Origin of the sequence: Novibacillus thermophilus (assembly GCF_002005165.1) — a bacterium.
In the GTDB taxonomy this organism is placed as follows: Bacteria; Bacillota; Bacilli; order Thermoactinomycetales; family Novibacillaceae; genus Novibacillus; species Novibacillus thermophilus.
The window spans coordinates 1,484,422-1,509,938 of record NZ_CP019699.1 but is presented as its reverse complement, the minus strand read 5'-3'; the positions used below and the strand labels follow the sequence as shown (position 1 = coordinate 1,509,938).

At 45.6% G+C, this 25,517-nt stretch carries 25 protein-coding genes; all 25 read right to left on the bottom strand.

Annotated elements, in window-relative coordinates; all coding sequences use genetic code 11:
* Positions 1–3: 3 nt before the first annotated feature.
* Positions 4–1,365 carry a TadA family conjugal transfer-associated ATPase gene (locus B0W44_RS07555; protein WP_077719531.1) on the bottom strand — a complete coding sequence of 454 codons (1,362 nt, stop codon included), beginning with the start codon at positions 1,363–1,365 and terminating at the stop codon, positions 4–6.
* A 14-nt stretch (positions 1,366–1,379) separates the two neighbouring features.
* Positions 1,380–2,678 carry a CpaE/TadZ family protein gene (locus B0W44_RS07550; protein ID WP_077719530.1) on the bottom strand — a complete coding sequence of 433 codons (1,299 nt, stop codon included), beginning with the start codon at positions 2,676–2,678 and terminating at the stop codon, positions 1,380–1,382.
* 18 nt (positions 2,679–2,696) lie between these two features.
* The gene (gene cpaB, locus B0W44_RS07545; protein ID WP_169835473.1) at positions 2,697–3,407 is read right to left on the bottom strand and encodes a Flp pilus assembly protein CpaB; all 711 of its coding nucleotides are present in this window, start codon (positions 3,405–3,407) and stop codon (positions 2,697–2,699) included.
* A gap of 103 nt (positions 3,408–3,510) precedes the next feature.
* Positions 3,511–3,909, bottom strand: coding sequence for a hypothetical protein (locus B0W44_RS07540; protein ID WP_077719528.1), 399 nt, complete (start codon positions 3,907–3,909; stop codon positions 3,511–3,513).
* A gap of 17 nt (positions 3,910–3,926) precedes the next feature.
* Complete coding sequence (locus tag B0W44_RS07535) at positions 3,927–4,442, bottom strand: hypothetical protein (RefSeq protein WP_077719527.1); 516 nt, start codon at positions 4,440–4,442, stop codon at positions 3,927–3,929.
* A 311-nt stretch (positions 4,443–4,753) separates the two neighbouring features.
* Entirely contained in the window at positions 4,754–7,549 is a 2,796-nt protein-coding gene (locus B0W44_RS07530) for an outer membrane protein assembly factor BamB family protein (protein ID WP_077719526.1), read from the bottom strand.
* Positions 7,550–7,607: 58 nt separating this feature from the next.
* Positions 7,608–8,306: a hypothetical protein gene (locus B0W44_RS18325; RefSeq protein WP_179947369.1), complete on the bottom strand. Its 699-nt coding sequence runs from the start codon at positions 8,304–8,306 to the stop codon at positions 7,608–7,610.
* A 239-nt stretch (positions 8,307–8,545) separates the two neighbouring features.
* On the bottom strand, positions 8,546–9,280 hold the full coding sequence (locus B0W44_RS18075; protein ID WP_169835472.1) for a CpaE/TadZ family protein: 735 nt from the start codon (positions 9,278–9,280) through the stop codon (positions 8,546–8,548).
* Entirely contained in the window at positions 9,232–10,428 is a 1,197-nt protein-coding gene (locus B0W44_RS18070) for a hypothetical protein (RefSeq protein ID WP_169835471.1), read from the bottom strand. Before B0W44_RS18070 ends, B0W44_RS18075 begins: the two co-directional genes overlap by 49 nt.
* 12 nt (positions 10,429–10,440) lie before the next feature.
* Positions 10,441–10,809, bottom strand: a complete 369-nt coding sequence (locus B0W44_RS07515) for a hypothetical protein (RefSeq protein WP_077719524.1) — start codon at positions 10,807–10,809, stop codon at positions 10,441–10,443.
* Entirely contained in the window at positions 10,809–12,023 is a 1,215-nt protein-coding gene (locus B0W44_RS07510) for a peptidoglycan DD-metalloendopeptidase family protein (protein WP_077719523.1), read from the bottom strand. Before B0W44_RS07510 ends, B0W44_RS07515 begins: the two co-directional genes overlap by 1 nt.
* Before the next feature lie 17 nt (positions 12,024–12,040).
* A complete protein-coding gene (locus B0W44_RS07505) occupies positions 12,041–14,248 on the bottom strand; it encodes a hypothetical protein (RefSeq protein ID WP_077719522.1) in 2,208 nt (735 codons plus the stop codon).
* A gap of 17 nt (positions 14,249–14,265) precedes the next feature.
* On the bottom strand, positions 14,266–16,134 hold the full coding sequence (locus B0W44_RS07500; protein WP_077719521.1) for a VirB4 family type IV secretion system protein: 1,869 nt from the start codon (positions 16,132–16,134) through the stop codon (positions 14,266–14,268).
* A gap of 3 nt (positions 16,135–16,137) precedes the next feature.
* Positions 16,138–16,941 (bottom strand): TraC-like domain-containing protein, encoded by an 804-nt coding sequence (locus tag B0W44_RS07495; protein ID WP_077719520.1) that lies wholly within the window; start codon positions 16,939–16,941, stop codon positions 16,138–16,140.
* A gap of 508 nt (positions 16,942–17,449) precedes the next feature.
* Positions 17,450–17,686 (bottom strand): hypothetical protein, encoded by a 237-nt coding sequence (locus B0W44_RS07485; protein WP_077719518.1) that lies wholly within the window; start codon positions 17,684–17,686, stop codon positions 17,450–17,452.
* Between the two features lie 117 nt (positions 17,687–17,803).
* Positions 17,804–19,930, bottom strand: a complete 2,127-nt coding sequence (locus tag B0W44_RS07480; protein ID WP_228441653.1) for a Kelch repeat-containing protein — start codon at positions 19,928–19,930, stop codon at positions 17,804–17,806.
* 132 nt (positions 19,931–20,062) lie between these two features.
* Positions 20,063–20,572 (bottom strand): prepilin peptidase, encoded by a 510-nt coding sequence (locus B0W44_RS07475; RefSeq protein WP_228441652.1) that lies wholly within the window; start codon positions 20,570–20,572, stop codon positions 20,063–20,065.
* Positions 20,565–21,074, bottom strand: coding sequence for a hypothetical protein (locus B0W44_RS07470; protein WP_149026954.1), 510 nt, complete (start codon positions 21,072–21,074; stop codon positions 20,565–20,567). Before B0W44_RS07470 ends, B0W44_RS07475 begins: the two co-directional genes overlap by 8 nt.
* Positions 21,016–21,411, bottom strand: coding sequence for a hypothetical protein (locus B0W44_RS07465; RefSeq protein ID WP_149026953.1), 396 nt, complete (start codon positions 21,409–21,411; stop codon positions 21,016–21,018). The genes B0W44_RS07470 and B0W44_RS07465 overlap by 59 nt, the downstream gene beginning before the upstream one ends.
* Before the next feature lie 107 nt (positions 21,412–21,518).
* Entirely contained in the window at positions 21,519–21,710 is a 192-nt protein-coding gene (locus B0W44_RS07460; RefSeq protein WP_077719513.1) for a Flp family type IVb pilin, read from the bottom strand.
* A 23-nt stretch (positions 21,711–21,733) separates the two neighbouring features.
* On the bottom strand, positions 21,734–21,922 hold the full coding sequence (locus B0W44_RS07455) for a hypothetical protein (RefSeq protein ID WP_077719512.1): 189 nt from the start codon (positions 21,920–21,922) through the stop codon (positions 21,734–21,736).
* A gap of 119 nt (positions 21,923–22,041) precedes the next feature.
* Positions 22,042–22,827: a hypothetical protein gene (locus B0W44_RS07450; protein WP_077719511.1), complete on the bottom strand. Its 786-nt coding sequence runs from the start codon at positions 22,825–22,827 to the stop codon at positions 22,042–22,044.
* 2 nt (positions 22,828–22,829) lie between these two features.
* Positions 22,830–23,687, bottom strand: coding sequence for a type II secretion system F family protein (locus B0W44_RS07445; RefSeq protein WP_077719510.1), 858 nt, complete (start codon positions 23,685–23,687; stop codon positions 22,830–22,832).
* Positions 23,688–23,708: 21 nt separating this feature from the next.
* A complete protein-coding gene (locus B0W44_RS07440; RefSeq protein WP_149026952.1) occupies positions 23,709–24,941 on the bottom strand; it encodes a TadA family conjugal transfer-associated ATPase in 1,233 nt (410 codons plus the stop codon).
* Complete coding sequence (locus tag B0W44_RS07435; protein ID WP_077719508.1) at positions 24,941–25,516, bottom strand: SAF domain-containing protein; 576 nt, start codon at positions 25,514–25,516, stop codon at positions 24,941–24,943. Before B0W44_RS07435 ends, B0W44_RS07440 begins: the two co-directional genes overlap by 1 nt.
* Position 25,517 lies beyond the last annotated feature (1 nt).

Below are 25,517 nucleotides of genomic sequence, written 5' to 3'. Positions count from 1 at the left end.
CGTTCAAACAGTCCCCCTTCTTTCTTGAGCAGGCAACCAAGGAGCGAGTTCTCTTTTGGAGATCCCTTTTTTGAACAATCGTTCTGCTAATGCCTTACTTAAGCTTTGTTCTGGTACTCTCCGATGCACCCCAAATGGTTTCCCGTCGCGGATTCCATCGATTTCAAAACGGTAAATATCAAAAATCCCTTCTGGAGTCACTTCAGCTATTTGAGTGATCCTTCGCACACCATCAAGCATTTCTTCTTGGTATACGACGATGTTGATCGTATCCATCACGAGTTCTCTGATGAGTTCAGCCGACAGACGCAAACCGCCACGTAAGATCATTTGTACGAGCCGTTTCACTGCATCCTGTGCGCTGTTTGCATGAAGAGTGGTCATCGAACCTGTGTGCCCCGTATTCATGGCTTCAATCATGTCAAACGCTTCTGGACCTCTAACCTCCCCAATAATAATTCGGTTTGGCTGTTGCCTAAGCGCGTTTCGCACCAAACGTGACATCGTGATTGTCGTACTCTCGTTATCCGTAATTCGGCATTCCATTGCTACGACGTTTTTATCCGTGTAGTGATCCTTGACACGAAGCTCCTCCGTATCTTCAATTGTTACCATTCGTTCCCCCTTCGGAATGTACTCCGTTAATTTCCGAATGAGTGTTGTTTTTCCACTTCCGGTTGCCCCGCTCGTCACGATGTTTGCACCGCCGCGGACTAACAATTTTAAGAACGTCATCATCTCATCTGTTAACAGACCACTCTCCACCAATTTGGTTTCCGTTAAATTGACTTTTGGAAACCGTCGAATTGACAATGACGTCCCTGTGCGAGCCACGGGGGGAATGACAGCGTTAATGCGCGTTCCCGGCAATCTCGCATCCGCAATCGGCTCCGCTGTGGTGACTTGCTTTCCCGCGGCATTTAGCATCTTACGAGCAATATTTAGAAGCATTTCTTCATCTTGAAAACGTACCGTTTCATCCAACTCAGTTCGTCCACTCCGCTTGACATACACCTCATCAGCACCGTTGACAAGAATGTCCGTAACCGTGTCATCTTCAAACAATGGCGCAAGTGGACCCACCCCGGCAAGGTCATCCACAATGCGCCTCACTGTTGTCTCCAGTCCCAGCCCAGATAGCTCCCCACGTCGTTCACGCAAGAACCGTTGCACAATCACCCTCAGCTGGTCTTGCCGTTCAGGATTCATGATCGCTTCCCCAAATAACTGCCGATGATTGCGGCTTAAATACTCTCTTGTCTCACTTAATAATTGATTGAAGATACGAGCATTGATTGCGTTTTGTTCCTCTTGCATCGCTTCGTTGCTCGTTAGCTCTTTTCTAATTGCATCCCAATCTTTCAAGTGTCATCCCCTCCCTATGAAAAGTTTATAAAGTTCACTAACTTATTTTCACGTGGCTTTACCTTTTTTACTGGCCTCTCAATCTTTCTCTTGCGAAACATTTTCCTTTTTTGTCTATTTTCTTCTAAATATCCTTGTTCCGTTAAGAAACTTAAAAGAACACTTTGATATTCCTCACCGCCTATTGGGTTAAATCGCATAGATCGATCACTTAGTGTGCCATCATAGGGTAGAACAAATCGTGACTTTTTCCCCATTCCTTTTTCAATATATTTAATGGCCGCATCATCCACATTGTTTAAAATCAGATCGAAAGAAATGTCCAATTCCTTCTCTATAAAATCCACGCCCTTTTTTGTTATCATCCCATGTGACCCTTTACCATCTACCACAACGAATGCTGTATCCGCTCTCTGTAGTGTCGCTGCCGTTGCGCCATGAGTAATTTCAGAAGGGACATCAATAAGTACAACTGAAAAGTTTAAATCAGTTAAACGATCCAGCGTCTTTTTGACCGTTGTTATTTCAAATGACATCATGTCCCACGGCTTTATTTGATTGGATGGAGCAAGTACATAAAGATGATCCGGTAATGCTTCAACCGCTTTTTTAATCCCTTTATCTTTGTGTTCTTGCAACCATATTGTTTTATTTAAGAGGTAATCTTCCAGCCGGGGGTCTAAACCGGCTTCTGCATCAGTCACCCACTGCTCTATGCAACGTTTTGGATCGGACAAGCCAAGTGAGTACGGAACGGACTGGTACACTGTATCCCATTCAATTAAGAGTGTTCGATGTCCCGCCCTTGCAAGTTCAACCGCAAGCGATTGCACAAGGGTGGATACGCCCATCCCGGGTTTGGCTGACCAAAACGCCCATACCTTTGTCGGTTTTTTTATCCGATCCATCTCATCCCCTTCATCGTCAAGGAAGGTTAAGGAAGGACTCGCGTCCTGTATGGGCTCTTGTAGTAAACCGTCGATTGTGTTGAACAACCGTTTAAGCGGTACATTGTTATTCGTAATTGGAACAAATCCCTCAAATCCCTCTTGCCTCAATTCCGTCATCCAATCTTCATAAGGCGTGAGGAAAACAGACTGAATGTTTTCATACCGAAAGAATGTCAACCACTGTTTGAGACGGGCTTTCTTTTCACTATTATTTTGTCCTGCCAGCAAAAAAGAACTCCATACAACAACCTGTGTCTGAACACTTCTCAATTCGTTCTCTGTCTTCACATTTACCGATTGCGGATATTTCTCGGCAATTTTTTGATCGAGTGCCGGAACTCCCGTTGCAATGGTGAGATTCATTAAAGAAACTCCTTTCTATTATTGATCCTTGATCCATTCAAGCAACTCTGCTTGTTCTTCGCTCTCCTCCAGTTCCTCCTGTCTGGCATCGTCTGTCTCATCGGAGTCCTCCGAATCTATATCAATGAGCGAGCCGCTTTTTGGGATGTAACGCAACTTCCCTACTTCAACCGCTTTTTGCATGACTTGAACCTGCTCATCTGACAAAGCAAGCTGGATGACAGACGCATATAAATCTGTACTTTTTTGTTTATCGTCATCAACATCCGTCGTATTCATCGTCACAATATCTTCCGCTTTTTTATTTTTAGCCCCGACAACCCTTACATCTTCATAGAGTTTTCCACTTACGACTTTCCCATTTTCATCGGTTCCCGTGAACCATATATCGACGAGAACGCCGGGCACCAAATTTCCTGCGGCACTGGCGACAATATCCGCTTGCAGCGTCCAAAGGCGTTCACCGTCTTTTAACTTCATGCGCTCGGCATCAAGCAACTCTTCAGCGGTTACCACTTTGTGTCGATAAAAGTAGCTATTTTTGGAAACGCCATAATCCACCTGTGTGTACTTTCCAATAAGTTCCTCTTTATTAAGAATGGCGTTTGGTGGCACACCCTCCCTCGGTACAACCACTGACGTATTCAGCATATCCTCGGTAATCTCGGTGTGAGGTGGTATGTCCTCTTTTGCTACGATAACCGGAGTTGGTTTCATTTCTGCCTTCACTTTCCACTGTGTCGCACCATACAAAAGCAGGCTTATCCCTATTGCGAGGATGGCTGCGACAGTTATCCGATTGGTCATTTTTTCACTTTCCTTTCCTAAAAAGTCATTTTTGATCCCATATCACAACAACACGATCACGCACTTTCGTTCGATGTGGCTGTTTCATCATTTTTAGAGCCTTACTCTCGATCGGCGATTCCACCATAAAAGCAATTGATGGATGATCCGGATGGAATTCTTGCATTTTAATTGTTCCATGTTTAGAAATATTAAATTGAACCCAGAATGGTAAGTTTTCTACAACCTCATCCGGATTCACCCTTATTTGTTTCTTAGTCCGTAAATCCCCTTCATAAACGGATTGTTGCAGTACGGAGTTGGCACTTTTTCTTATTCCGTTTCTTGTCTGGTCAGCCTTTACCCCAAAATGGAGAACGTCTCCACCAAAAAACGCAAGGATAACGAGCGCCAAAGTAAACAGCAGTATTTTAGGTGCATCCAATCCAAAAGACCTCCTTTCTAAAGCATGAATGTCGTTACGAAAACGGCCAAGGAAATAGGAACAGCACCTGGCATGCTTAAATTTTGTCCATCCGACATCTTGAGTGTTTGGCGCGTGTAAAGTGACATAAAGAACGCCTTCCACCCAAATTGCCTAATCGTGAGTAAGATGCTTCCCATCAAAAAAGAAAGTACCGCCGCCCCGAAGAAGTACAACAACACCTTGATCAAGACTTCCCACCCGCTGGCGTGATATGCTAAAAAGGACACCCAAGACGCGTTGACGACAAGCATCTTTGTGTCCCCTGGTGCAAACAAGTGAAACGCTTCAAAAAACAACCCCACCAGCAGCCATGCGATTATAGCTACGAATAAAAGTTGAAGCATTTCAACACTCCAAAAGGGCGGCCCGATCACCATCAAAGACAAAAACGATATTGAAAAAAACAGCAAATGCCACAAGTTTTTTGTTCTTCGCCAGCGAACATCGGTATAAACATTCACCACGTTATAAAGCAGAAGCGGCCATATCAAACGACAACCTCCTTTCCAAAATAAGCACCTCTACCCTAGGGGAAAAAGAAGCATGATAGACAAACAAAAAAAACCTCCCGACGATTCCTTGTCGGAAGGGCTGTTTCTATGCACTTTCTACATCATGCAAAACAAAAATGCTCGCACGATGGATTTAGCCACGCCTAACGAACTTCACACACGCCGAGTTTCGACGTGCCAAAGGTAGCATTCGGGGCAAGTCAAGTAAAGTAGAAATATACACCTCCCTTCGCCACCGGAGTGTCCCTTTGACCATCAGGAATCACCCCTTTCTTCCCTCCTTCCAGTCCTTAATCTTCTCTGCCTTCATACCAATCCAGAAGATCCGTCAGGAGATGTTCGTGACCTTCCCACATGGGGGTTACACCAAACGGAAACGGATTGCCCGGATACACACGCCGGACATAGAAATCATCGTACAACATGCCGTCCACAATGACTTCCCCCTCCATACACATTTCCAAATTATTTCTCCCCGCTTCGTACACTTTGACAGTAAACGGATAGGGACCGTCTTGTGTGTCCATCGGTGTATAGAACGCTCGTCCTCCATCGAGCCACTCTCCATGTGGTTTATTTTGTTGATACTTCACTTCATACCCGTTCCGTTCAACCCATGCTTGGGAAAGACGCCACTCGTTATAATCAGAGCCGGCAGGGTACACGTGATCCATGTCGGAACGCGTTCCGTCAGGCACTTCCATATGGGCTTTTCTTGGTCCGCTGTAACGACCACTTTCATCAACATATTCGCTTTCGATTTCAAAGTTAAATCCTTGGCCGGCTTCTACTACATTAGTCCCTTGCCGTTCAATATTTCCGTCGTCATCGACAAAACTTCCTTCCGGTTTGTTCTTGTATGAGGCGTGGAGATGTTCGTAATAGTAACCTGTGATCGTTTCATACTCCCATCGTTCTCTGTCCTCATTCCACCTGGCGTTTCCTTGATACTGGAACGTCCCCGTGATACCGTAAGTCCCACTGGGGCTCACTCCACACAATGCTGCGCTTTGCTTATCCCAAACTGTAAGCGGCGCACGGGCAATATCGTTGCTGTACGTCGTCTCTTTAATGCTTCTACTCGGATTAATTTCCGCAATCAACTCATAATCTCCCGCACGATCGGCTGTCCATTCAAAGTACAATGAACGTGCTTGTCCACGGACAAGTGAAACAGACTGTTCTCCCAATGTTCTGGTGCTGCCGTTTTCTTTGTTACGGAGTGTGAGTCGCACTTTTGTGTCAGTATTCGGCGCTTCTCCTTTGTTCATGCGTCCGACATTTACCCGCGTCAGTAGTTTTTGTGTCTCAAAATATTTACCACCCGTAACCGAATCCGTATAAAGATCAATACCACCGTATAACGGGAAGTTTTTGGTCATGGCATTATCACTGTATGTTTCTTCATTATCCGGTTTGTTTTCGTCCGGATTAATTTTTGCCCATACCTGTAAGACAGTTGCGTCATCTGATAAAGTTCCTGCCCTTATGGTTGGCCCTCGTACCCATTTCCTTTCGTTCGCCTGTAATGTGAAGTTTCCTGTCTTTTGAATGGACCCGTTCTGTATCCTCCATCCCATGTTAGTCGTCATTGCACGCCCTGATTCATTTTCTACTTGCGCCTCGATTATGATGTCCTCTTCCCTGTTAGGCTCAGATGGTCGAGTACGAATATCGTGAATTTTAAGGTTTGGAAGACCTGCCGAATACGCAAACAAATAGCCGTTAGTACCACTCGAATTTGGCAGTGAACCTGAGTTCCCTCCAACTAACAAATGTTGGGCCGCAGGCATTGTTTCAGTCGCTAACCCCATACCGGGGAAGAATGAACCTTCTCCGCTTGAACTCACTACACGCACTTTCTGTTGTGGTTTCCCATTATAATCATGCGTAATCGTTCTCCGGTTACCCGTAAATAAATCTAATACATGGAGATAACCGTCAGTTGTTCCAAATAGGACATAATAGTCATTCCTGCTTTCTCTAATAATCGTTGGCGAGTTCGCGACTTCGACACCGGGATTATGAATCCAACGGGTTCTGCCATTGCGAGCATCAAAAGCAATAATTCGACCGCTTCCCCTCCCGTTCACATAGCGATAAGGCACGACAATGTAATTGCCTACTATGGACGGAGAGTTATTGACTAACGTGACGGTATTATTTCCTGTTTGGTGTTGCTGATTTTGCCATATTAGTTTACCGTTATTCGCATTTACTGCGTACATGCCACCTGATTTATCGCTAAAATAAACAACACCGTCTCGATAGACGGTACTGGTTGCAACACCGTTTCTGGTTTTAAACACCCAAGCAATACTTGTAGTTTGTCTCGCGCCGCTTGTATTAACGTCAACTGCTACAACTGCTCCTTCTTTATTTTTACCAGCATAACTAACTGGAACGAAAAGTCGATCGTTTTTTTCAGCAGGAGATCCTGTAACTGTAATGGAAGGATCACTACCTCCTAAGCGTCGTATTACATAATTATTTGTTATTCCACGGTGCAATCCTTTATATATACGCACATTTGCATTGTTATCTGCAATTGCCACTGTTTCGTTTGATAATGGAGTTGGTGCTGATACCAACCGTCCACCTGTTGTTTGAATTGCACCTCTTATCTTAAGTGTTCTTGGATCAAGTGCGTATACCCTTTGATCTCCCATCCCAATAAACAATGTATCATAAGCAATAGAATGAGAGGGCTGACTTCGTCCCTCATAAGCAGATGTAATTTCTTTAATGATTCCTCCTTTAGAAATCAAATCTTGTCGTATAACCGATTGTGAAGTTCCCTCTGGATGAAAGTCCATATTTTCAGGTATTTTATATACTCTACCTCCCGCAATATGATAAAAGAACCCATCTCGATATATCGGTTGGGAGATACTCCACCCAGCTTTGATAGCCCATTTAAAATATAATGGGGGTTTCGTTACTCCGTCGTCAGCCAACCTGTGTCGTTCTCTACTCTGTCCAAAATTGTACCAATTTGTACCCGCAGCAAAAGCTTCAAACGGTAACGTAGAAAGTAAAAGAAACAAACACAGTAGTACGGCACTAAAAAATGATTTTTTTTTCAAATCTCAATCCTCCTTCCATAAAAAAGAAGCCCCTCATTCTAGAGAGACTTCGTAACTATTATAAACCGATGTCGTCATATTCTACCGGTGCATCACTATCATCCCCAAGAGGATAATCCTTCTCTTTCGGCACCGTAGGCTCTAACACATCATCGTCCTTCGGTGGCTTCGGCTGAGGCTTCGGCTTTGGTTTTTCCGGCTTCTTCGGTTTCTCAGGTTGTTTCGGTGGTTTCGGCGGTTTCACTGTTCCTTTATTCTTATCTTTGGGCTTGTCTTGTTTTGGTTTAGACTTTGGTTTACTTTCTGACTTCGATTTGGTATTACTGTCCGACTTAGATGACGTTGATTTAGAGGATGACTGTTTAGATGTACTCTTTCCAGAATCTTTCTTCACCGCACTACTGTTTGCCTTATCACTGGCCTTCTTACCTACAGCCGCATCTTTGTCCTTCGTGTCATCACGGTCCTCTAACTTCCCGCTGTTATCCTTATCGGCCCCGTCATCACTAACGGACTGAACCCCATCGTCTTTTTTTCCGTCGTCACCCGTTTTAACACCGTCGTCCTCACTGTTGAGGGCATCTTTTACTTTGCTGTCGTCAATTTCAACAGTATCTTTCTCATCGGGAAAACCCATTCTATCCAAGTCATCATTGCCGAATACTAATGCCGTCCCCCGATAAACAACACACCGATCACCGAAAACACGACAACATACGTCAGTTGCGTCCAGTTCTTTGGCGATAGTCTCTTCCAAAGACTCTCCTTTTGCCTATCCTCTTTTCGTTTCATTGGTAAAATTCACCTCCAAAGGTTTTTATTCAATCAAAACACGGATTCTCCAAAAATCAAGCGCTTTCTCTGCCATACACGAATAAAACTTCCTATTTTTGTATATCGACATATCACGTGGCATCATATACTCGAAATACAAAAGTGCGCGAACACACCGTATTCTTCCATATTTTTTTTGCATTTTTTTGGGTTAGTTCTCACTCACACTGTCGCAACTGGCGACATCTCTCTGACATGCTTCTTATTTGGAACTTGATCCCGCACAAACTGATAGATTTCCTTACTCCACGCATGCCGTTTTTTTACCTCGACCATGAGTTTTCCTTGCCAGGATAAACGGGTCACCTTCGGTGTTTCAGGCAAAACCATACTCACCGGACATCCCGTCACTTCTTCCAATTCAGATACTTTGTACGGCAATTTTCGGCTTGAACGGTTTAAGACAATATCCACCTGCGCCTCTTGATTATCTATCCATTTCAAGAAGTTTAAACTGTTAATGATGCTCATTTGATCAGGCGTTGTCACGAGCAAAATCCGATTTGCTAATCGGCACACTTCCTCTAAATAGTCACTTAACCATGACCCGTTATCCACAATGACAAACCCGCATTCACGCCGCATAGCCTCTATTCCGTCAATCGCTTTCTCCACCAAAGGAGACTTTGGTTTCATATTCGGTTCGTTCTGTGCACTCATCAAATAAACATTCTCCCGAATCCGATTACTTCTGCGCACTATCGAGTCTTCAGGATCCCAATCCTCCCAAGTAAACGTCGGTTTATACCGGAATAAACTGGCCATATTCGCAAACGGTACATCCAAATCCACAAGCCCAACCGGCCGATTAAGTGCCACTGCTAAATTGGCAGCAATGGTCGTTTTCCCTACACCTCCTTTCGGACCAACGACGGCCCAGACTTCGCCTCCAGCCATGCTCCGATCTGATGGACGGTTCTCTCTATTTCTCCAATATTCATCTTCGTGAGTACCGGAATGTCCAGTACCTCCCACGGAAGTTTCTTCCCGTGTATGTCCTCCACCAAAAGGACTGAATCCTCCAGTAATACTCCCTGCTTGACCAAAGTCTCTATCTGTACGTCGGCCATCCCCAAGTCCACTTCCGTATCCTGTACCATCCAAATATTTGCGCTCGACCAGCTCATCACTTCTTTGAGTACGGGTATCGGCATTTGTCTTCCCAAGTGAAGCACGATCATCCGTCCCCGAAAATAGTCCTCGATGATTTTCAACCATTCCTTGACCACCTCCGAATTCCACTTCTGACGCACGGGATAAACGACTGGCGAACTGATGATCGGTACCCCCTCCATTTCCCAAACCGGGTTTTGCTTGACCCTCTCTTCCGGTGGCATAAGCGTCACAGGAGGAATGGATTGGAGAAAAGCTGCCAGTTCGCTGTACGGATATGTGATCTCCGCTAAAGCCCCGTTCGTCCCCGCTGACTGCGCGATAGTCCAACTGAGCATGACGGAATGTGTGCTCGCTTTCGGTGCGTAAATGACGAGACGGTTCGGGATGAGCATCCAACTGTTCGATCTTTTCTCCCTTCTCAATTCTTTCGGGAACCAATCTTTCACCCCCTTGACTTTGCTCATTTTCCCGAAAAAATCCATCCCTTCTTTTTTCCGGTTTTCTAATTTCCCTTTGTTTTGTATGAGTGCTGGTTTTTCTCTAGATACTCTACTTAATTCTTTCACGGGTTGAATTTCATTTTCATTAATGGTAAACATTTCCTCATCTTCGTCCACTGTCGGCTCGCTCTTCACGTGTTCTTTTTCTGCTCTCGAGAGCTCTTCTTGAAGATCCTTTAGGCAATGTTCAAAATCTGACCTAAAGTCTCGGATGCTTCCCTTATACACGACTTTTGGGAGCGGCAAGCTGGAGATGGTATCCGCAAATGGAATACTCATGTCTATGACAAGCAACTGAGCGCCTGATTCTACCCAATCTATGGCTTGATCCCATTTTGTTAGCGGCGGCGATACCTCCCCACCTGCCTCCTTCACCACTTTAATCAGAGCCTCATACGTTTTTTCATGACACACCATTGCGATTCTCACACGATCAACCTCCTATTTAAAATAAGAAGCTAGATGCTCAAAAAATCCTTTTGTCCACCCCACGGCCGTACTGAGATCAGAAAGTAAAAAGAAAACAAACCCGGATGCAATGGAAAGAAAAAATCCGCCTTTTGCCATGCGTTTAGAGAAAATCAATCCTAGAATGACCATGACAGCCCCAATCAAAAATCCACCAAACGCTAACACTGGAGCCATACCGGAACTCAATGTATCTAAGTCTCGACTCATTTGTTGAAATCCTTCCGCCGCTTTACTCGGGTCTTGCGGCGAAACATTTATCCCCTCAGCAAACGCAACACCCGATAAAGACCATAAAAAAAGCGCACATATCCATGCACAGAGCAGCCATTTTTTTGTCATCACGATTCTCCCTTCGCTAATAATGAAAAAAACCGGAGCGGATCAACAGCATTTTGAGCAAGATTGTTTCCGACCCGCACTTCCCAATGTAAGTGCGGACCCGTACTCTTCCCTGTATTGCCGCTTAGTGCGATCATGTCACCTGCCTTCACTTTTTGCCCTTTTTTCACGGTGTAATGAGAGAGATGCCCGTACAGCGTATAGAACCCGTCGTGTTTGATATAAATTCTTTTGCCGTACCCTTTTGAACACCCCTGAGTGTCACACCCGACCAAGATCACTTCACCGTCAGCCGGTACGTAAACAGGAGTCCCGACGGGAACAGCAAAATCCACACCGCGATGCATTCTTCCCGGCTCTCCCGTTACCGGATCGGTCCGCCGGCCAAAAGGTGATGAAATGACATCCCCTCCATTTTGGACTGGATAACTCCCTATCGCTCCTCCGGCAAATACGGGTATCCCCTCCATATTCCCGATACTCGCGGCAAATACAGTCGCATATCCCATGACATTTTGTGCGTATTCCTGTCCAGCTGGACTATTTGCGCTTCCTGCGTTGTATGCCGCTAAAGCACCTGACGGATCACGGTCATACCCAAGGGATTTTAAGTATTTCGCCGCCGTAAAGATTGCATCATATGCATCCCACGGGTCTGCTTTTCCGTCACCGTTGGCATCCATGCCAATCCCGCCATATCGTTTAATCAACTCAGGATCAGTTAATTGGTGTGACGGTATCCCTCCTTTCGGACTCCCTTTTGTTCCTTGACACCCCGGATATTTCCATCCCACCCACGTGCAGGGCATGAATTGCATATGTCCAATAGCCCCTGCAGGGGAAACATTTCGATTCCGGCCAAAATCAGATTCTACCTTATGCACTCCTGCCAGAACCGTCCACGGGATGCCGTACTCCTTTTCCGCCTCCAAATAAATGGTGTAATAGAGATACATCACCTCTTCGTATCCCGCATACTCTTCACCCTCAAAAGGGGAAGAAAAAGAGAGCACCGCAACAGACACCAGCATGACCACGATCAGGAGAAGGAGTAAAACACCCAAAATCACCAGAATAATTGGACCTGCCGCAGCAAGAACAGATCCTCCTGCTTTGGCCATCAGTTTTTTTCCGACTTTCCGAACAGCAAACGACGCGCCTTTTTTCGCGATTTTTTTGGCGCGCTCCCGTTGTTTGGTATCCGTTTGTTCCACCGTTCACCCACCTCCTTCTAACGCTTGGAAGGTGGATGAGAACGATCCACCGTCTGATCGGGAAATGGTGGTTGTATGTCAATATGTTTTTGCGCGTCTTTATAATGCGGCTCATCTATTACATCCGGTTGATTGCGTTGCGATACCCCTCTCTGAGTTTGCTGTTGTTTAACACTAGGTCCTGTTGGCCGGTAATGGGTTGGTTCCGCCACATTTTCTGCATTTTCTTGTCCCTTTGGCATTACATGTTCTTTCAATGACGGGATCAAGTGAACCGCACGTTGTTGTTGCTCTGGTGTCATTTCTTTAAAAGACATGACAGCTTTATCTGCCACATCCTCACGGGCACTATCTGTATTGAGCAAGTCAGCCGCAATACGTGATTGCGTTTTTTCAGGTAATTGCCCATAGTCGTTTAATGCCGGAATCATGTGAGCCAGTTGTTTTTGAATGTCCGGTGACGCGTTTCTGTATTCGCTTGCCAGCTGAGATGCGACGGCATTCGGTGACCGGTTATTGAACTGGACTCTTGGGAACAATTCTTGAATGGCTTTTTGTTTTTCCGGTGTTAACCCTTGTACTTGCTTGGCCAATTTTGATGCCAAAGGCGCCGTTTTCTTTTCAAGATCCTCAAAGTTCACATTCGGAAACAGCCGCTGAAGTTCTTGTCTTTGTTCTGCATTTAAATGGTTGAAATCTGATGCTAATTTATCAGATAGCGGTATGTCGTCTGTATCCGCATCCTCCATCGGCAACTCCGGTTTGTGTTGTGCTAATCCCATCAAGCCTGTCACGGCTGAAGCCGTTCCTGTCGCGCGCTCATCTCCCGTGGCAGCCGCCACCATCATGCCCGCGCCTGTACCGGCTCCGACCGCTGTCATCAGTTTCCCGGCAGTTTTTGCCCTATCACCGAGTTGCCCCATCCCTTTTCGGAATGCATGGCGAAAACCAGCCCGATTTTGAGCCCCTGCTACATTGGTAGATCGGGTTTTCGGCAACGCTTTGACGTTTTCCCCTTTTCCGGTTTCACTACCTCCTGTTCCTTTAATCACAGATTCTGAACCGCCTTTCGCAGTCCCTTTGCCCTGTAATGACCGAACCATTGATGTAACTGCCATAACCGTTCCTGCTCCCATCGCACCACCTACCGCACCGAGCGTACCACTGGGCATTTGTGCCCCGAACATGATGCGAACAAGTGACGTCAAGGCAGGGATGGAAAACAGCATCGGGATTAGTATCCAGAACGACGCTTTATTGTATAGCAACAATAAAAAAAACGCCCAAATGATGGCGTGTGCCCCATTCATAAATACTTGCGAGGCAAACTCTCTTGCCCAAAGATCAAATGCTTTTTGCCGGGCCGGAAAGATAGAAGCAAAGGCGACTATAGGATAAATAATAATTAAGATCCCGATCGATACCATTCTTACGGCATATTGATAGTTAATCAGCCCGATGATGACGACCATAATCAACAAAACGACCAATAACGCGATGGTTCCCAGCACTAAATTGGTTTCACTGTAAACTTTTGTTCCTGTAGCAGCCAATATGATGTTGAGAAAGCTCACCCCGTCTGCCGTAATTTTCACGCCGTTTGACAGATTAAACGATCCCACAACAGACTTGGCCCACTTCACCATAAGGTCATTGACCGTGAAAAACAGTTCAATGAAATAACTCATGCCGAGCATTAATACAAAGAATGTCACGAACCCTTTGAGCATTTCACCGATATTGTATTGCCCCAAAGTCGATTCTGAACGAAACACGAATAAAAATCCCCATATGGCGAGGGCGACAACCAGTAAGTATATGATGGTGCCGCGGACAATTTCATAGAACGTGTCAATGATTTTCCACGTTGACGGTGTAAATGTGTTATAGATCGACGCCTTTTCTTTATCTTTCGTATCGCTTACGGCTTTCCCGATGGCCGTGGAATTATTAAAAATTAATTGTCCCGGGTCCGCTAACCCTAAAGCTTCGATGAAACCCGTGACTAAATCTCCCAAAAACCACGAAACGCCTTCGATCATTTTGTTGACCGGCCATCCGGGGCCATCGTTCTCCCCTTCCTCTTCTTCCGTCCCGAAAAGCCCGTCACTGATATACTGTTCGGCTTGATTCAGTTTGACGTCTTCTTGTGCCGACACAGTAGGCGCGCAACCCATCACCAAGATGATGATGACAAGAAAGGCGCTTGCCCTTCGCTTCCACATCACGTATCCCCTCCCTTCTAATCGTTCGGATTGGTGGTATACAGCCAGTATTCCTGCGGGGTTGCTTGAATCTGCACCACGGTGCTTTCTTCATCCACTTTCAGTATGCCAAGCCCATCTGAAGCTGAAAGCAAAAACTTCGCCTCCCCTTCACTTAATGCAAATCGGCCTTGTACAGAATCGATGTCAATCGGTTCTTGCCGCAAAAGAAGTTTTGTTGGTGCGTTTTTCAAAATCCCCATGCCTTGTTCCTTACGCATGAACACCTCAAAGCCCTGCGTTACCGCGCACATTCCCGTATTCAATTTCCTTGCACGACGGTACGCATTCTCAAACCAATTGGCTTCTTCGTCATGTGCCATGAAAGTTTGCGCTTCATCAACGATGAGCCGTTTTTTCTGCTTTGGATTTTTCTTGGCAAACCGCTCCCACGTCCATTTAGTCGCGACCAGATTTCCGATCGGTTTAATCATTTCCTCGTCTAAATCCGCAACGGATATGCCGAACGCCATCGGATTTTTCAGGTCAACGGTACTCTGTCCGTCAAAGATGGATTGCTGCTTGTTGCCGTAGTCGCGCGTGAACAGCCGTATGATATTTGCGACGTCTTTCAGTTCAGGATGTTCCTTCATTAAGGCGTAATGATCAGACAGTGTCGGCATCTTTTTTTTGCGTGTCGCCGTTTCATAGAGACTGTTTGGGTTTTCCGTTATCCCGAACTTGTTGACATACAGATCTCGCAACGTATCATGAAACGCGACTTTGACTTGTCCGGTTAAAGCTTCGGGATCAACCATGCGAATCATCTTGTACAGGACCGCCCGTACGGATTGCATGGCCTCTTCTAAATTGACTTCCACCCGTCCGTCCTCGTTTTCCTCTTCCTCTACGTCGTAAATGTTAAGACGGCTCGGATTTTCGCTTCGCGGCGACAATTCAATATACGGGCATCCCATCGCATTCAGTATGTTTCGATATTCCCTCTCCGGCTCAATGATAGCCGTCCGAATCCCTACAATGGCTGAACGCCGCGTAATCGTCTTGATGGCAAAACTTTTTCCAGCACCGGAACGCCCGAATATGACCATGTTGTAGTTGGATAGCCTGCGATCCCAGTTATCGTAAAAAACAGGACGATTGTAATGGTCAAGTCCTAAAATCACCCCTGTCCGATGGGACAAACCGCCATACCCAAACGGAAACAAATCGGCAACATTGCTCGACTCCATGTCTCCGAAAGTATCCCGGAACACTTCACGATCACCGACACCCAGTCCCTCCCGCCACGCCTCCAGTTGTCGTGTATCTGCCGTTTTGAAATGTATGCCCTGGCTTCCCATCCTTTTCACGAGCGTCCGTCCCAACTTACGCAGCCGATCCGGGTCTTTGGCACTGTAACTGACCATCATGGAGACATTGAATTTCTTTTCCGCATTGACGCGAAGACGTGCAATCTGCTGTTCCAAATCATGTAATTCCTGCTGAATCTCACTGATTTTGGTTGGGCTCTCCTCCAACAATAAATCTGCCCGTAATTTAGCATCGCGAATACTCAATTTGCGCATTTCGGTATACGTATCTTTCGGATCGATTGTTAAGCTGACATCAATGTCACCCTCTCCCGACTCCGCTATGAATAGTGGATCTAGCATGCCTAACCATGTCGTTCTTCCGTTAAATTGTGCAAATAAGCTCCGGACATATCGCGGACCGGAGCCCGCATCATCTATTTCCACCCAATAGTCTGTGCATTCTCCACCCAGTCCGTCGCCTTCTCCCGGTCGTCGTTCAATAACAAGAGGCGGTCCAATCACCCTCGCTTCTCTTTCTTCGATACCGTGTAACTTGTCCCGGGTCTTTTTCTTTTTAAACCATTGTTTGATCAATTCTTAATGACCTCCTTCAAACCTGAGTTTTCCAACGCTCACTTTCTCACTTTCCCGGAACACACCGTGATCCTCCATCTCCTCCCACGTGAGAAGCGGCGACGTATCCCGGTTAGACGAGCGGTACAGATAATCGAGCACATCCTTTTTCTCCATCTGTTTGATGTTAACCCCGACCCGGTTAAAGTAATTTCTGACGACGCGGTAAGTGTTCGTTAGCTCTTGTCTAGCCAGGTCACGCATCTCTTCATCGGAAACCGTGTCCTGTTTTTTGGTTTTCTTGAGTAACTCTTCTACGGTCGGGTTGCCAAACGTAAAACCAAAATCCGATAAGTCCTCTCGGTTGATTTCCAACCGTAGAATATATTGCAGATCCCGAACAGATTGTTGTTCCATCAGTGATATAAAATAGTCGCGCAGTTCATCCGCATAGCGAATGAAATCCGCATCTTCTGTCTGTATCGCTTGAGCTTTATACTCTTGAAAATAATCCTGTATGTCATAGTGGTGGGACTCCGCACGACACGTCATGCGGTGGGACAGCGTATTGACAATATCCCGGAAACTGTTCCAAATCATGCTTTGTTCTTGTGGAGACTTTAACGGTAAAGCCACCGGTGTTACCCGGAAATACATGACATACCAGCCGTCTTCTGTCTCCACTAATCCATCACTATCAATACGTTCCACCTGAATTAAATCACTGGTATTTTCTTTCGGTGCTTTCAGCTTTTTACTGCTCCGGAACAGAAAAAAAGCCGCGATCCCAAGGACAACTAACAATAAATCACTCCATGACAATGTCATCTCGCTTCTCCTTTCCTCTTTCTACCCTTAGGGAAACAAAAAAAGCCGCAAAATGCGGCTTAAGGTCTGAAATATACTCTTTGTCTTCGCGCACACTTTACCCACTCCGCGATAAACGTCCCAAATGTCATCCCTGTCCCAGGATGTCTCACAAAAGCAAATATGGCACTCACGCCAAAAGGAAGCCAGTAGGGAAAATATCCCCAAATGCCCAATCCCGGAATGGGAGGAAATGCAGTCGCTAACTTTACACTGATGACGGAACCGGCGGCTAGCCAACCGAGTTGCCGGAAGGAGAACCGCCAGACAATTTCATTCTCACCTTGAGATTTATATGGCAACACATGGTGTTCTCCAAACATGGCATTCCCCCTTTAAAGTTTTAATCCAAACAGACCCATAATCAACGAGACAATCCTGTCCGCCATGAAGACGACAATCAGCGCAAGGATAGCGTAACCGAATTTCGACTTAGCAGACGCCATGCGTTGTGGATTGCTTGACCCCCCTAATAACAGAAACGCCCCCAAACGAAGAGAACCGCTACAATGACACCAAAGATGGTGCGGACAAAAGTGACAATATTATCTGCCGCGGTATTCACTTCATTTTTAAGGGCGTTTTTATTGGGCTTCACATCTAGCGCAGCTTCAGCGGGGCTTGCGACAAATATGCTCACTAATACCGCCGCCAAAACTGCTAAAATCAAGACTTTCCTTCTCTCCATTAACTTGACGATCGCCACTTTTTAGACCTCCTCTTGCGTGAACGAGTTTTTTTTAACAGCCAATAATCCTTTTTCTACATCAGTCTCACCCCCTCACCCTAAGAGAATAAAAAAAAGAACGCGGATAGGCGTTCCTTAATAGGTACGGTGCACTTTAACACTTAATTTGCCTCTTATGGTTATTGGTACATTCACACTCTCCTCGTACCCGTTATGGTATCTCGATGTCACTTTAAATTCATACGTTCCAGGCGTGAGATTTTCATATACGGGATCGTAAAAAGAACTTCTCCACTCATCCCCATCTTTAGTTAATTCCACCCTTTTTGGCCCCGTATCGAAAGGCGATTCCACAAACACCTCTACCGCTTTATCACTCGTCTCGGCGACGATAATAAACGGCTCACCGGCGAGAAACTCATGCTCTGCACGACCGGTTTCCCGACGAAGTTCCTCCCACCTCGGGGCATGTTCCACACGTGCTTCTAACTGTTTGGGGACTACAAAGGATTGGACTGGAGACCAACTCGACCAATCGCCGTGTACATCCCTTCCCATTACACTCCAATAGTACGTCTGGTTCGGGTTTCGATGAGAAAAGTCGAAGGTGTAAGTTGTGATCCAATTTCCGGAAATACTTAATACGTCATCTCCACCCGGAGTTGTCCCGATTTTTAACCGGTACTGATTCATTCCGTCTTTTTCCGGATCGTTCGCCCGCCACTTTAATTCGACTTTTGTTTGACCCATCTCTGTCACATAACCTGATGGAGGAAATAATGGTTCGATCTCAGGTGCTAGATTATATATCTCCAATCCGGTTTTTGTATTGGAATGAGATGCGCCATACGGGTCGGTTACCGTTAAGCGCAGGTCATATATACCAACCTCTGGGAACTTAACACGCGGTTCTTTTGTTGTTGAAAACTGCTTCCAACCCGATGATCCCTGCAAACGGTACTCCCATTTGTACGTCAAGCTGTCGCCATCTGGATCACTTGACATGTTAACAAACGAGACATCGCGCAATCTGTCCGTTTTACTGGGACTAAACTGAAAGACTGCTTCAGGCGTTCTGTTTCGCACTGTAAACGACCTTGTTGGTGCCCAGTCCGACCAGTCCCCTAACTCGTCACGGGCCATGACTGTCCAGTAGTAAGTTTGATTAGGTGGACGTTCGGAAAAATCGAAGGTGTAGGATGTGCGCCAACTTCCGGAGGTATTGGCAACGTCGGAGGCCCCCGGCGATGTTCCGATTTTTAGCCTGTAGTTCGTAATACGATCTCCTTCTATATCGCTAGCCGTCCACCTTAGTTCGATTCGGTTGTTGTTGGCATTTGTGACGGAATCATTAGCCGGTGAGGACAGTTTTACAATGGGAGCATGGTTGAAGTATCCGATTTCTGCCGTTTTCAACTCTTTATTGTTACGGTTCCTCCCTCCAGCTGCAATGACGTGGCCGTCCGGAAGAATAGCAGCAGCCGGAAGCCTGCGCACTGAAGTCAGTTCGCCTATCTTCTCCCAGGAGTTGTCTTCAGGACGATAGACTTCTACCGTATCTAAGTTAGTTCCACTCCTCCGGCCCCCCATTACCAAAATTCTGCCGTCTCTTAGTCTACCCGATTTGACCGCTGCTTTCGCTTCCGTCATACTGGCAGCGGTTGTCCACTTTTTTGTTTGAGGGTCATATATTTCAGCTGAGCTTTGGTATTTACCGTTATCATCGGTCCCGCCAGCAAAAAGGATTTTTCCGTTTGCCAATACTTCCATCACAAAACTAAAGCGTGTCGTTCTCATATTTCCGACCGATGACCACGTGTTCGATTTAGGATCATAGATCTCCATCGATCGTATCCGTTGGGTCTCATCATTGCGACCACCGGCAACCAATACACGTCCGTCAAGAAGTTTGACCATCCGGTAATTACGTCTGGGCGTTTTCATTGGGGCCGCATACGACCAGGTATTGGTTTTGGGGTTGTATATTTCAACTGTATTTGTCGCTCTTGGCTTCGGATCTGGGCTAAATTTGGTTCGACCGCCAGGTACTAATACTCTCCCGTCATCCAGTGTAACGGCTTCTATTTCTAACCGCCTTTCTTTCATAGGGGCTTTGTATACCCACCTGTCCCGGTTTTTGTCATATAACTCAACTGTCCTTGAAATTTGATTTGTTTTTTCTCCCGACGCACCCCCAATTACAAGAAAATCTCCATTATTCAGTACTACCCCCGCTGGCCCATGCCCCCTTGCTTCATTCATATCGGCAATACGCCGCCAATTTCCGTCAGCTGCCTGTACACCTTCATGAGGGAACATTATAGAGGTAAAGAGGACGAGAGTGACGATAACTATTAATCCCCTTTTTCCTTTAAACAATAAGAAAACCTCCCCCTACACCATAAAAAACTTTTGCACTACACCAGCGACGATTACACTCATACCAATTAAAAAAGCCGCAGGAAAGCGGACAGGTTGGATACCAGATCCTGTTTTGCTGACAAACCCCCTTACGTCTTGTATTAACAAAGTCAAAATTTGCCCCGGCTTATAATCGGCTTGTTTAACTAAATGAACAATCCCGATCAAAAGATGCCCTGTCATGTAAAGGATAAAAGCGAGCCCCATCATACGAATGTCTGCTGTAATGCTACCCAAAACGGCAAACAGCTTCACGTCTCCCGCACTCGTCATTTTAATCAGGTAAATAACGAAAAAGATCGTAAAACTAACGGCCAGCGTTTCAATGGACGCTCGCCATGTCCCTTGCAATACGTGCAACATTATAGCTAGTCCCAAAATGAATAGGAGCACCTTGTTATAGATTTTGAAATACTTAAAATCAGTATAAGACGTGTAGGCGACGGCAAAGCCCAACAGTAACAAAAGCAAAGGTTCAATCATCAACCGTGACCGCCACCTCAGCTATTGCCGATGTATAAAGGGTAGTCATCCCGCCGCCGAATTTGGGGATGTCAGCCTTTACAACCGCCCAAATCCCCGGATTTTCAAACATATGGGTTAATCTCCCATCGGAAACACTTCTCGGGAATGTTCCTCCTTCTACGACTTGAAACGTCTCCACATCCCACATGTCTATTCCTCTTATATTGTCTTCAAGGTACTGATCAAACTTTTGCCTCGCCTCCGCCTCATCAAAGTCTACATTGCCTTCAAGTGCTAAAACATCATCTGAATACGCATGAGCTGCGGCTTTAACGGCCCGATTGACGGCACTTTTTAGTTGGTGTTGAGCGGTTATGTTAACCGCTTGTGTCACAACAAAAAACATAAAAAGGGTGATGGTCACGATCACAAACATGTATTGAATCGTGGCCATCCCTTGCTCATTGCGGAATATATTCCGAGATAATGGTGCCTTTAAGATAGAGATAATCGTTGTCAAGGTTATCACCTCCGATTAATCCCATAATGGCACCATATAAATTTTTTCCTGGGCGAGGAGCTGTAATCCCTACTTCGATGACACTTCCTTTTTCTACCCGACCTCTGGTTGTATCTGATGTGAAACTGGCATTTTGTATTCCCTGTCGTTCTAAGTCGCTTTTGATTGTATTTTCTATTGCGGTCGTTACCCCTCCTTCAACCGCCGCCATTTCAAGTGCACGGTCGAGTTGTTGCTGCAAGGTGTTAATGGATTGGAATTCAACCAACACCGCTATTGGAAAGAACATGACAAATGTCATGACTAAAGCACCAACCATAAACTCTACAGTTGACATTCCGCGTTCATCTATAATGCATCGTTTAATAACTTCTCCCCCTTCCGGCTATAAAAAAAAGTCGAAGGGAGGAAAATCCCCCTGTGATGGGCATGGGAGGCGTTTTTTTATCTTGTTGCCTCTGTACCCGCTTCTTCTATCGCTTGTCCAACTTTATCCGCTGTCCCTTCAATCTCAGGTTTAAATACTCCGGTAAATACGAAGAGGGCTAATAACACCATAACACCTGCGCCCACAATGTACTCCAGCGTGCTTAATCCACTTTCATCTTTCCAGAACTGTTGAATGCTTCTTACCATACAAATCATTCCTCCTAGATCGTTTAATTTGGTTGATACCAGTCTGTTTCATACTGATCCGGCGCCAGTTCCTTTTGTTCTTTGACAACTGGTTGAATCGCAAATACAAAAGCGGCAATGGCAATCGCGGCCACAGCTGCTGATCCAATCAAAAATTCGAGTGTGCTCACCCCCTCGTGATCCTTCCAACAACGTTGGAGCTTCCGCCTCATGCAATCCCTCCATTCTCTTTAATCTCTCTTCTTAAATCTTCACCACCACCTTTCACTTATAGGCATAAAAAAAGGAAACGTTGATCAATAACGTTTCCTTTGGATGTGTTTAATTTAGATTAACCTATCGTAAACCCATCAAACATGCTTAATGCCTGAACAATAAGGGGATAAAACCACGAGATTACGGCCGCGCTGAACGGTACCATGAGTAACAACGTGTGGTAAACAGGCTTTTTAGTAGCGTTTTGTATCCGCTTATAGTGATTGGTCTGAGACACCTGTTCTTTGTAGTTTTCTAACATCACAATGGCATGTTCACTTCCTTGTGCCAGCTGAACGAGCAAACCAGATAGTAATTGCAACTGAATCACATCGCTTTTTTCCAGCCTTATGATAGCTTCAATGGGACCTTTTGGGTTGTGCCATGCGTCCAAAACAGGTTTCATTTGCCTATAAATCGGTTGAGATACATGGATGGAATCCCTCAACGCTTGTTCCATAGTACTGCCTGATTTCACAAGACTAATAAAGGCATCTAAAAAGATTGGCAATTCAAAGGCAAGTTTTTCTTCTTCCTTTTTGGATAGATGAATCAAAATCCGCTTTAAAAAGGTCGCAGAAAAGAAAAATGCGGCAAATATTAAGTAGCCGGTCATCCACTCCCCCGTAAGAAAGAAATATAACCCAAGTAATATTCCTGTATAAAACAGGCACTTTTCCACGATCACAACCGATTTGGGAGTCACGGTAAAAGGCAACTCTAACTTTGCAAGAGCCTTTTCAAGTTTAGGATCAGATTTAATAGGGGTTGTCTCGATTTTGTTCTTGAACCCGGTTAGCAATTGATAAACACCATACCCAAAACAGGCTCCAACCCCTAAGGAAACTGCTGCTGTCAGCACGTTCATTCCACCTCTTTTCTATCCAACATAATAAAGATCGCTAAACTCACCAAGAGAAGAACGGCTACAACCGTCACGATACTGCGTCCCAGCGGTTCAGTGGTAACAAACCCATAATTCCCTGGCAGATTGTAAAGAAACAGCCCCATCGCCGATATCATGAGGATCAAATGAATCATGCGCGTTTGCGCCATCTCCGCTTTTTCCCGCTGTGTTTCAATTTGGCTCGTTTTCATCTGTTTCACTAAATTAAACAGACCATCCTCGATGTCTGCTCCCCGTTCTTCCCTGAGTAACAAAAGATTCACAAACTGTCTTGCCCACCGGTTATTTACACGTCGCCTAAACCCTTCCAGTACTTCATGCACCCGATACCCCGTATACATCTCTCTTGCGATTCGCGCAAACTCCGATTTGATCGGTTCCGGCAGTTGTTTTGACGCATGATCAAAACTCCTGGCCAGATTTTTTACCGCCACATATTCGGCACTAAACACTTCAATGCCTGACGATAAACTATCCATCATATTCATACGGTAACGTGTGGCTTTGTAAGCGATAAAGAAAGTTGGAAGATACCCAAACAGAATACACAGCAACATACCGACAAAGACATTCTTTAATCCATATCCACCGATTGCGCCGGCCACCACGCCAATAGCGGTATAAAAGAGCCATCTGTCTGCAGTTATAGAGAGGCCTGCGGCGTCCGATAATTGAGCAATCGGCCGAAACCATTTCGGTGCTTTTTTTACATGTTGCTTTGGTTCGTGCATTCTATTCCTGTTCATGAACATATAGGATACTGAGAAAATCAAAACAAAAAGCAGGACTGGAACAGCAACATTCAATAAAAACACTCTACTCCTCCTTCCCTTGCCTTAAGCTAACTTAAAAGTGTCCTCGGGCGGATCAAACAGGTTGAGTTTAGCCTGCAGTAGATCAGATATCGCGTTTGGCATTTCCCATGTGTCACCCGTAAACCGGCACAAATCACGAAACTGCACGTTGTTGTCCGTCTCCGTGCAATGGACTTCGGTTATGCGCCATACCCTGCGAATTCCTGTTCCCGGTTCCACATGAAGCTGTATGACCACATCGACGGATCGCGCAACACGAAGATACAAGTGGCTGGAATCCCAGCTGCGACCGTCTTCCATAATCATGTCTACCAGATCCTGTATGGACGCTTCCGGTGAATTAGAATGGATTGTCCCCATCGAACCTGGATGTCCGCGGCGGAATGTTTTAACTAATTGATCGGCCTCTGCTCCCCGTGCTTCCCCTAAAATGACAATATCCGGCGACAGGCGCAACATGGTATGAAATTGGTTGAGTAACGTCCTGTCAAGGTGTTTTTGTTCTTCAAACGTAATGATGTTCCTCCCTTTTAAATATTGATCTAACGCTAATTCATAGGTACTTTCCAATACCCCAATGCGTAAATTAGGGTCAATAAATTGGGTCAACCAACGCAATAAACTCGTTTTTCCTGATGACGTTGGCCCGATGAGAAGAATATTCGCCCGTCCTCTCACCAGTTGCGCAAGGAGATCTACCACTTCTTGGTTCAACGTGCCATAATACAATAATTTTTCCGTCGTCAATCCTTTTATCCGGTGTTTGCGAATAGTAATGGTGGGATGTGGTGTTTCATCCGGGCGCGTCAGGGTAATGCGTGATCCATCTGCCATCTTGGCTTCTACTACCGGGGTGGAACGGTTAATTTCTTTGTTCTCGTTCGACAATAGCCTTGCCTGTATTTCCATAACTTCATCGTCATGTTGGAACATGACGCCATGTGCTTTTACCCGTCGCCCTTCCCTTTCAACCCATACATTTTCTCCTGCACCGTTGACCCATATTTCGTTGACTTCCGGATCGTCATACAGGTGTTGAATCTGTCCTAACCCCCAAATGACATTAAAAATATCCTGTATCAAGTCATTCGTTGCATTAATCCGCATGTCGTACAATTGCTCACGCACTAATGTCTTGGTCTCGGCGACGGCTTTTTTATCCCCTGCACGAGCTAAACGAAACAAATCATTATTGTCCGTGTTTTGAATGATCCGTTCTTTGACACGTTCAGCAAGTTGAGAAACGCCTTCCATCAATGGACATCCTCACCTTTCACTACTAAAAAAAGCGGAGCTTGTGCTCGCGCTGTTTCCAGTGCCTCTATCTCTTTTTGGTGAACCTGTAAGGTCACCCCTACATCCGATCCCAATTCAATCGGTTCTTCCTTCCCGATGATTGAATAGACTGTGGATTCTGTTACGAGAGCAGCCGGTCTCTCCTCTGTTGCCTGAACCCACACTTCAACATTCATTCCCGGTTCAATTACAGGACCATTAGCCGTTGTGTATGTAGCATCGACTGTGTAAAGCCTTGTGTTTTCATCGGTTATTTCAGTGACTAACTCTGGTATTATAAACTCCCCTGCTTTAATATCCTTTTTTGCTGATTTCCCTAATAATTCAGCAGGATCAAGTGCTTGAACTGCCTCCCCCATAACAGCCACTTGATTGAGGTGGTGGTCTTCTATCGTTTCCCCAGCTGATATATCTTTCGCGGCAACGACGATTCGCACATCGCTCTCTTGAGAAGCCTGAACATAATAGGCGTATCCTCCTGCTACGACCACGGCCATCAGGAATGATAAAACGATTTTCACAGTTTTCCCCACA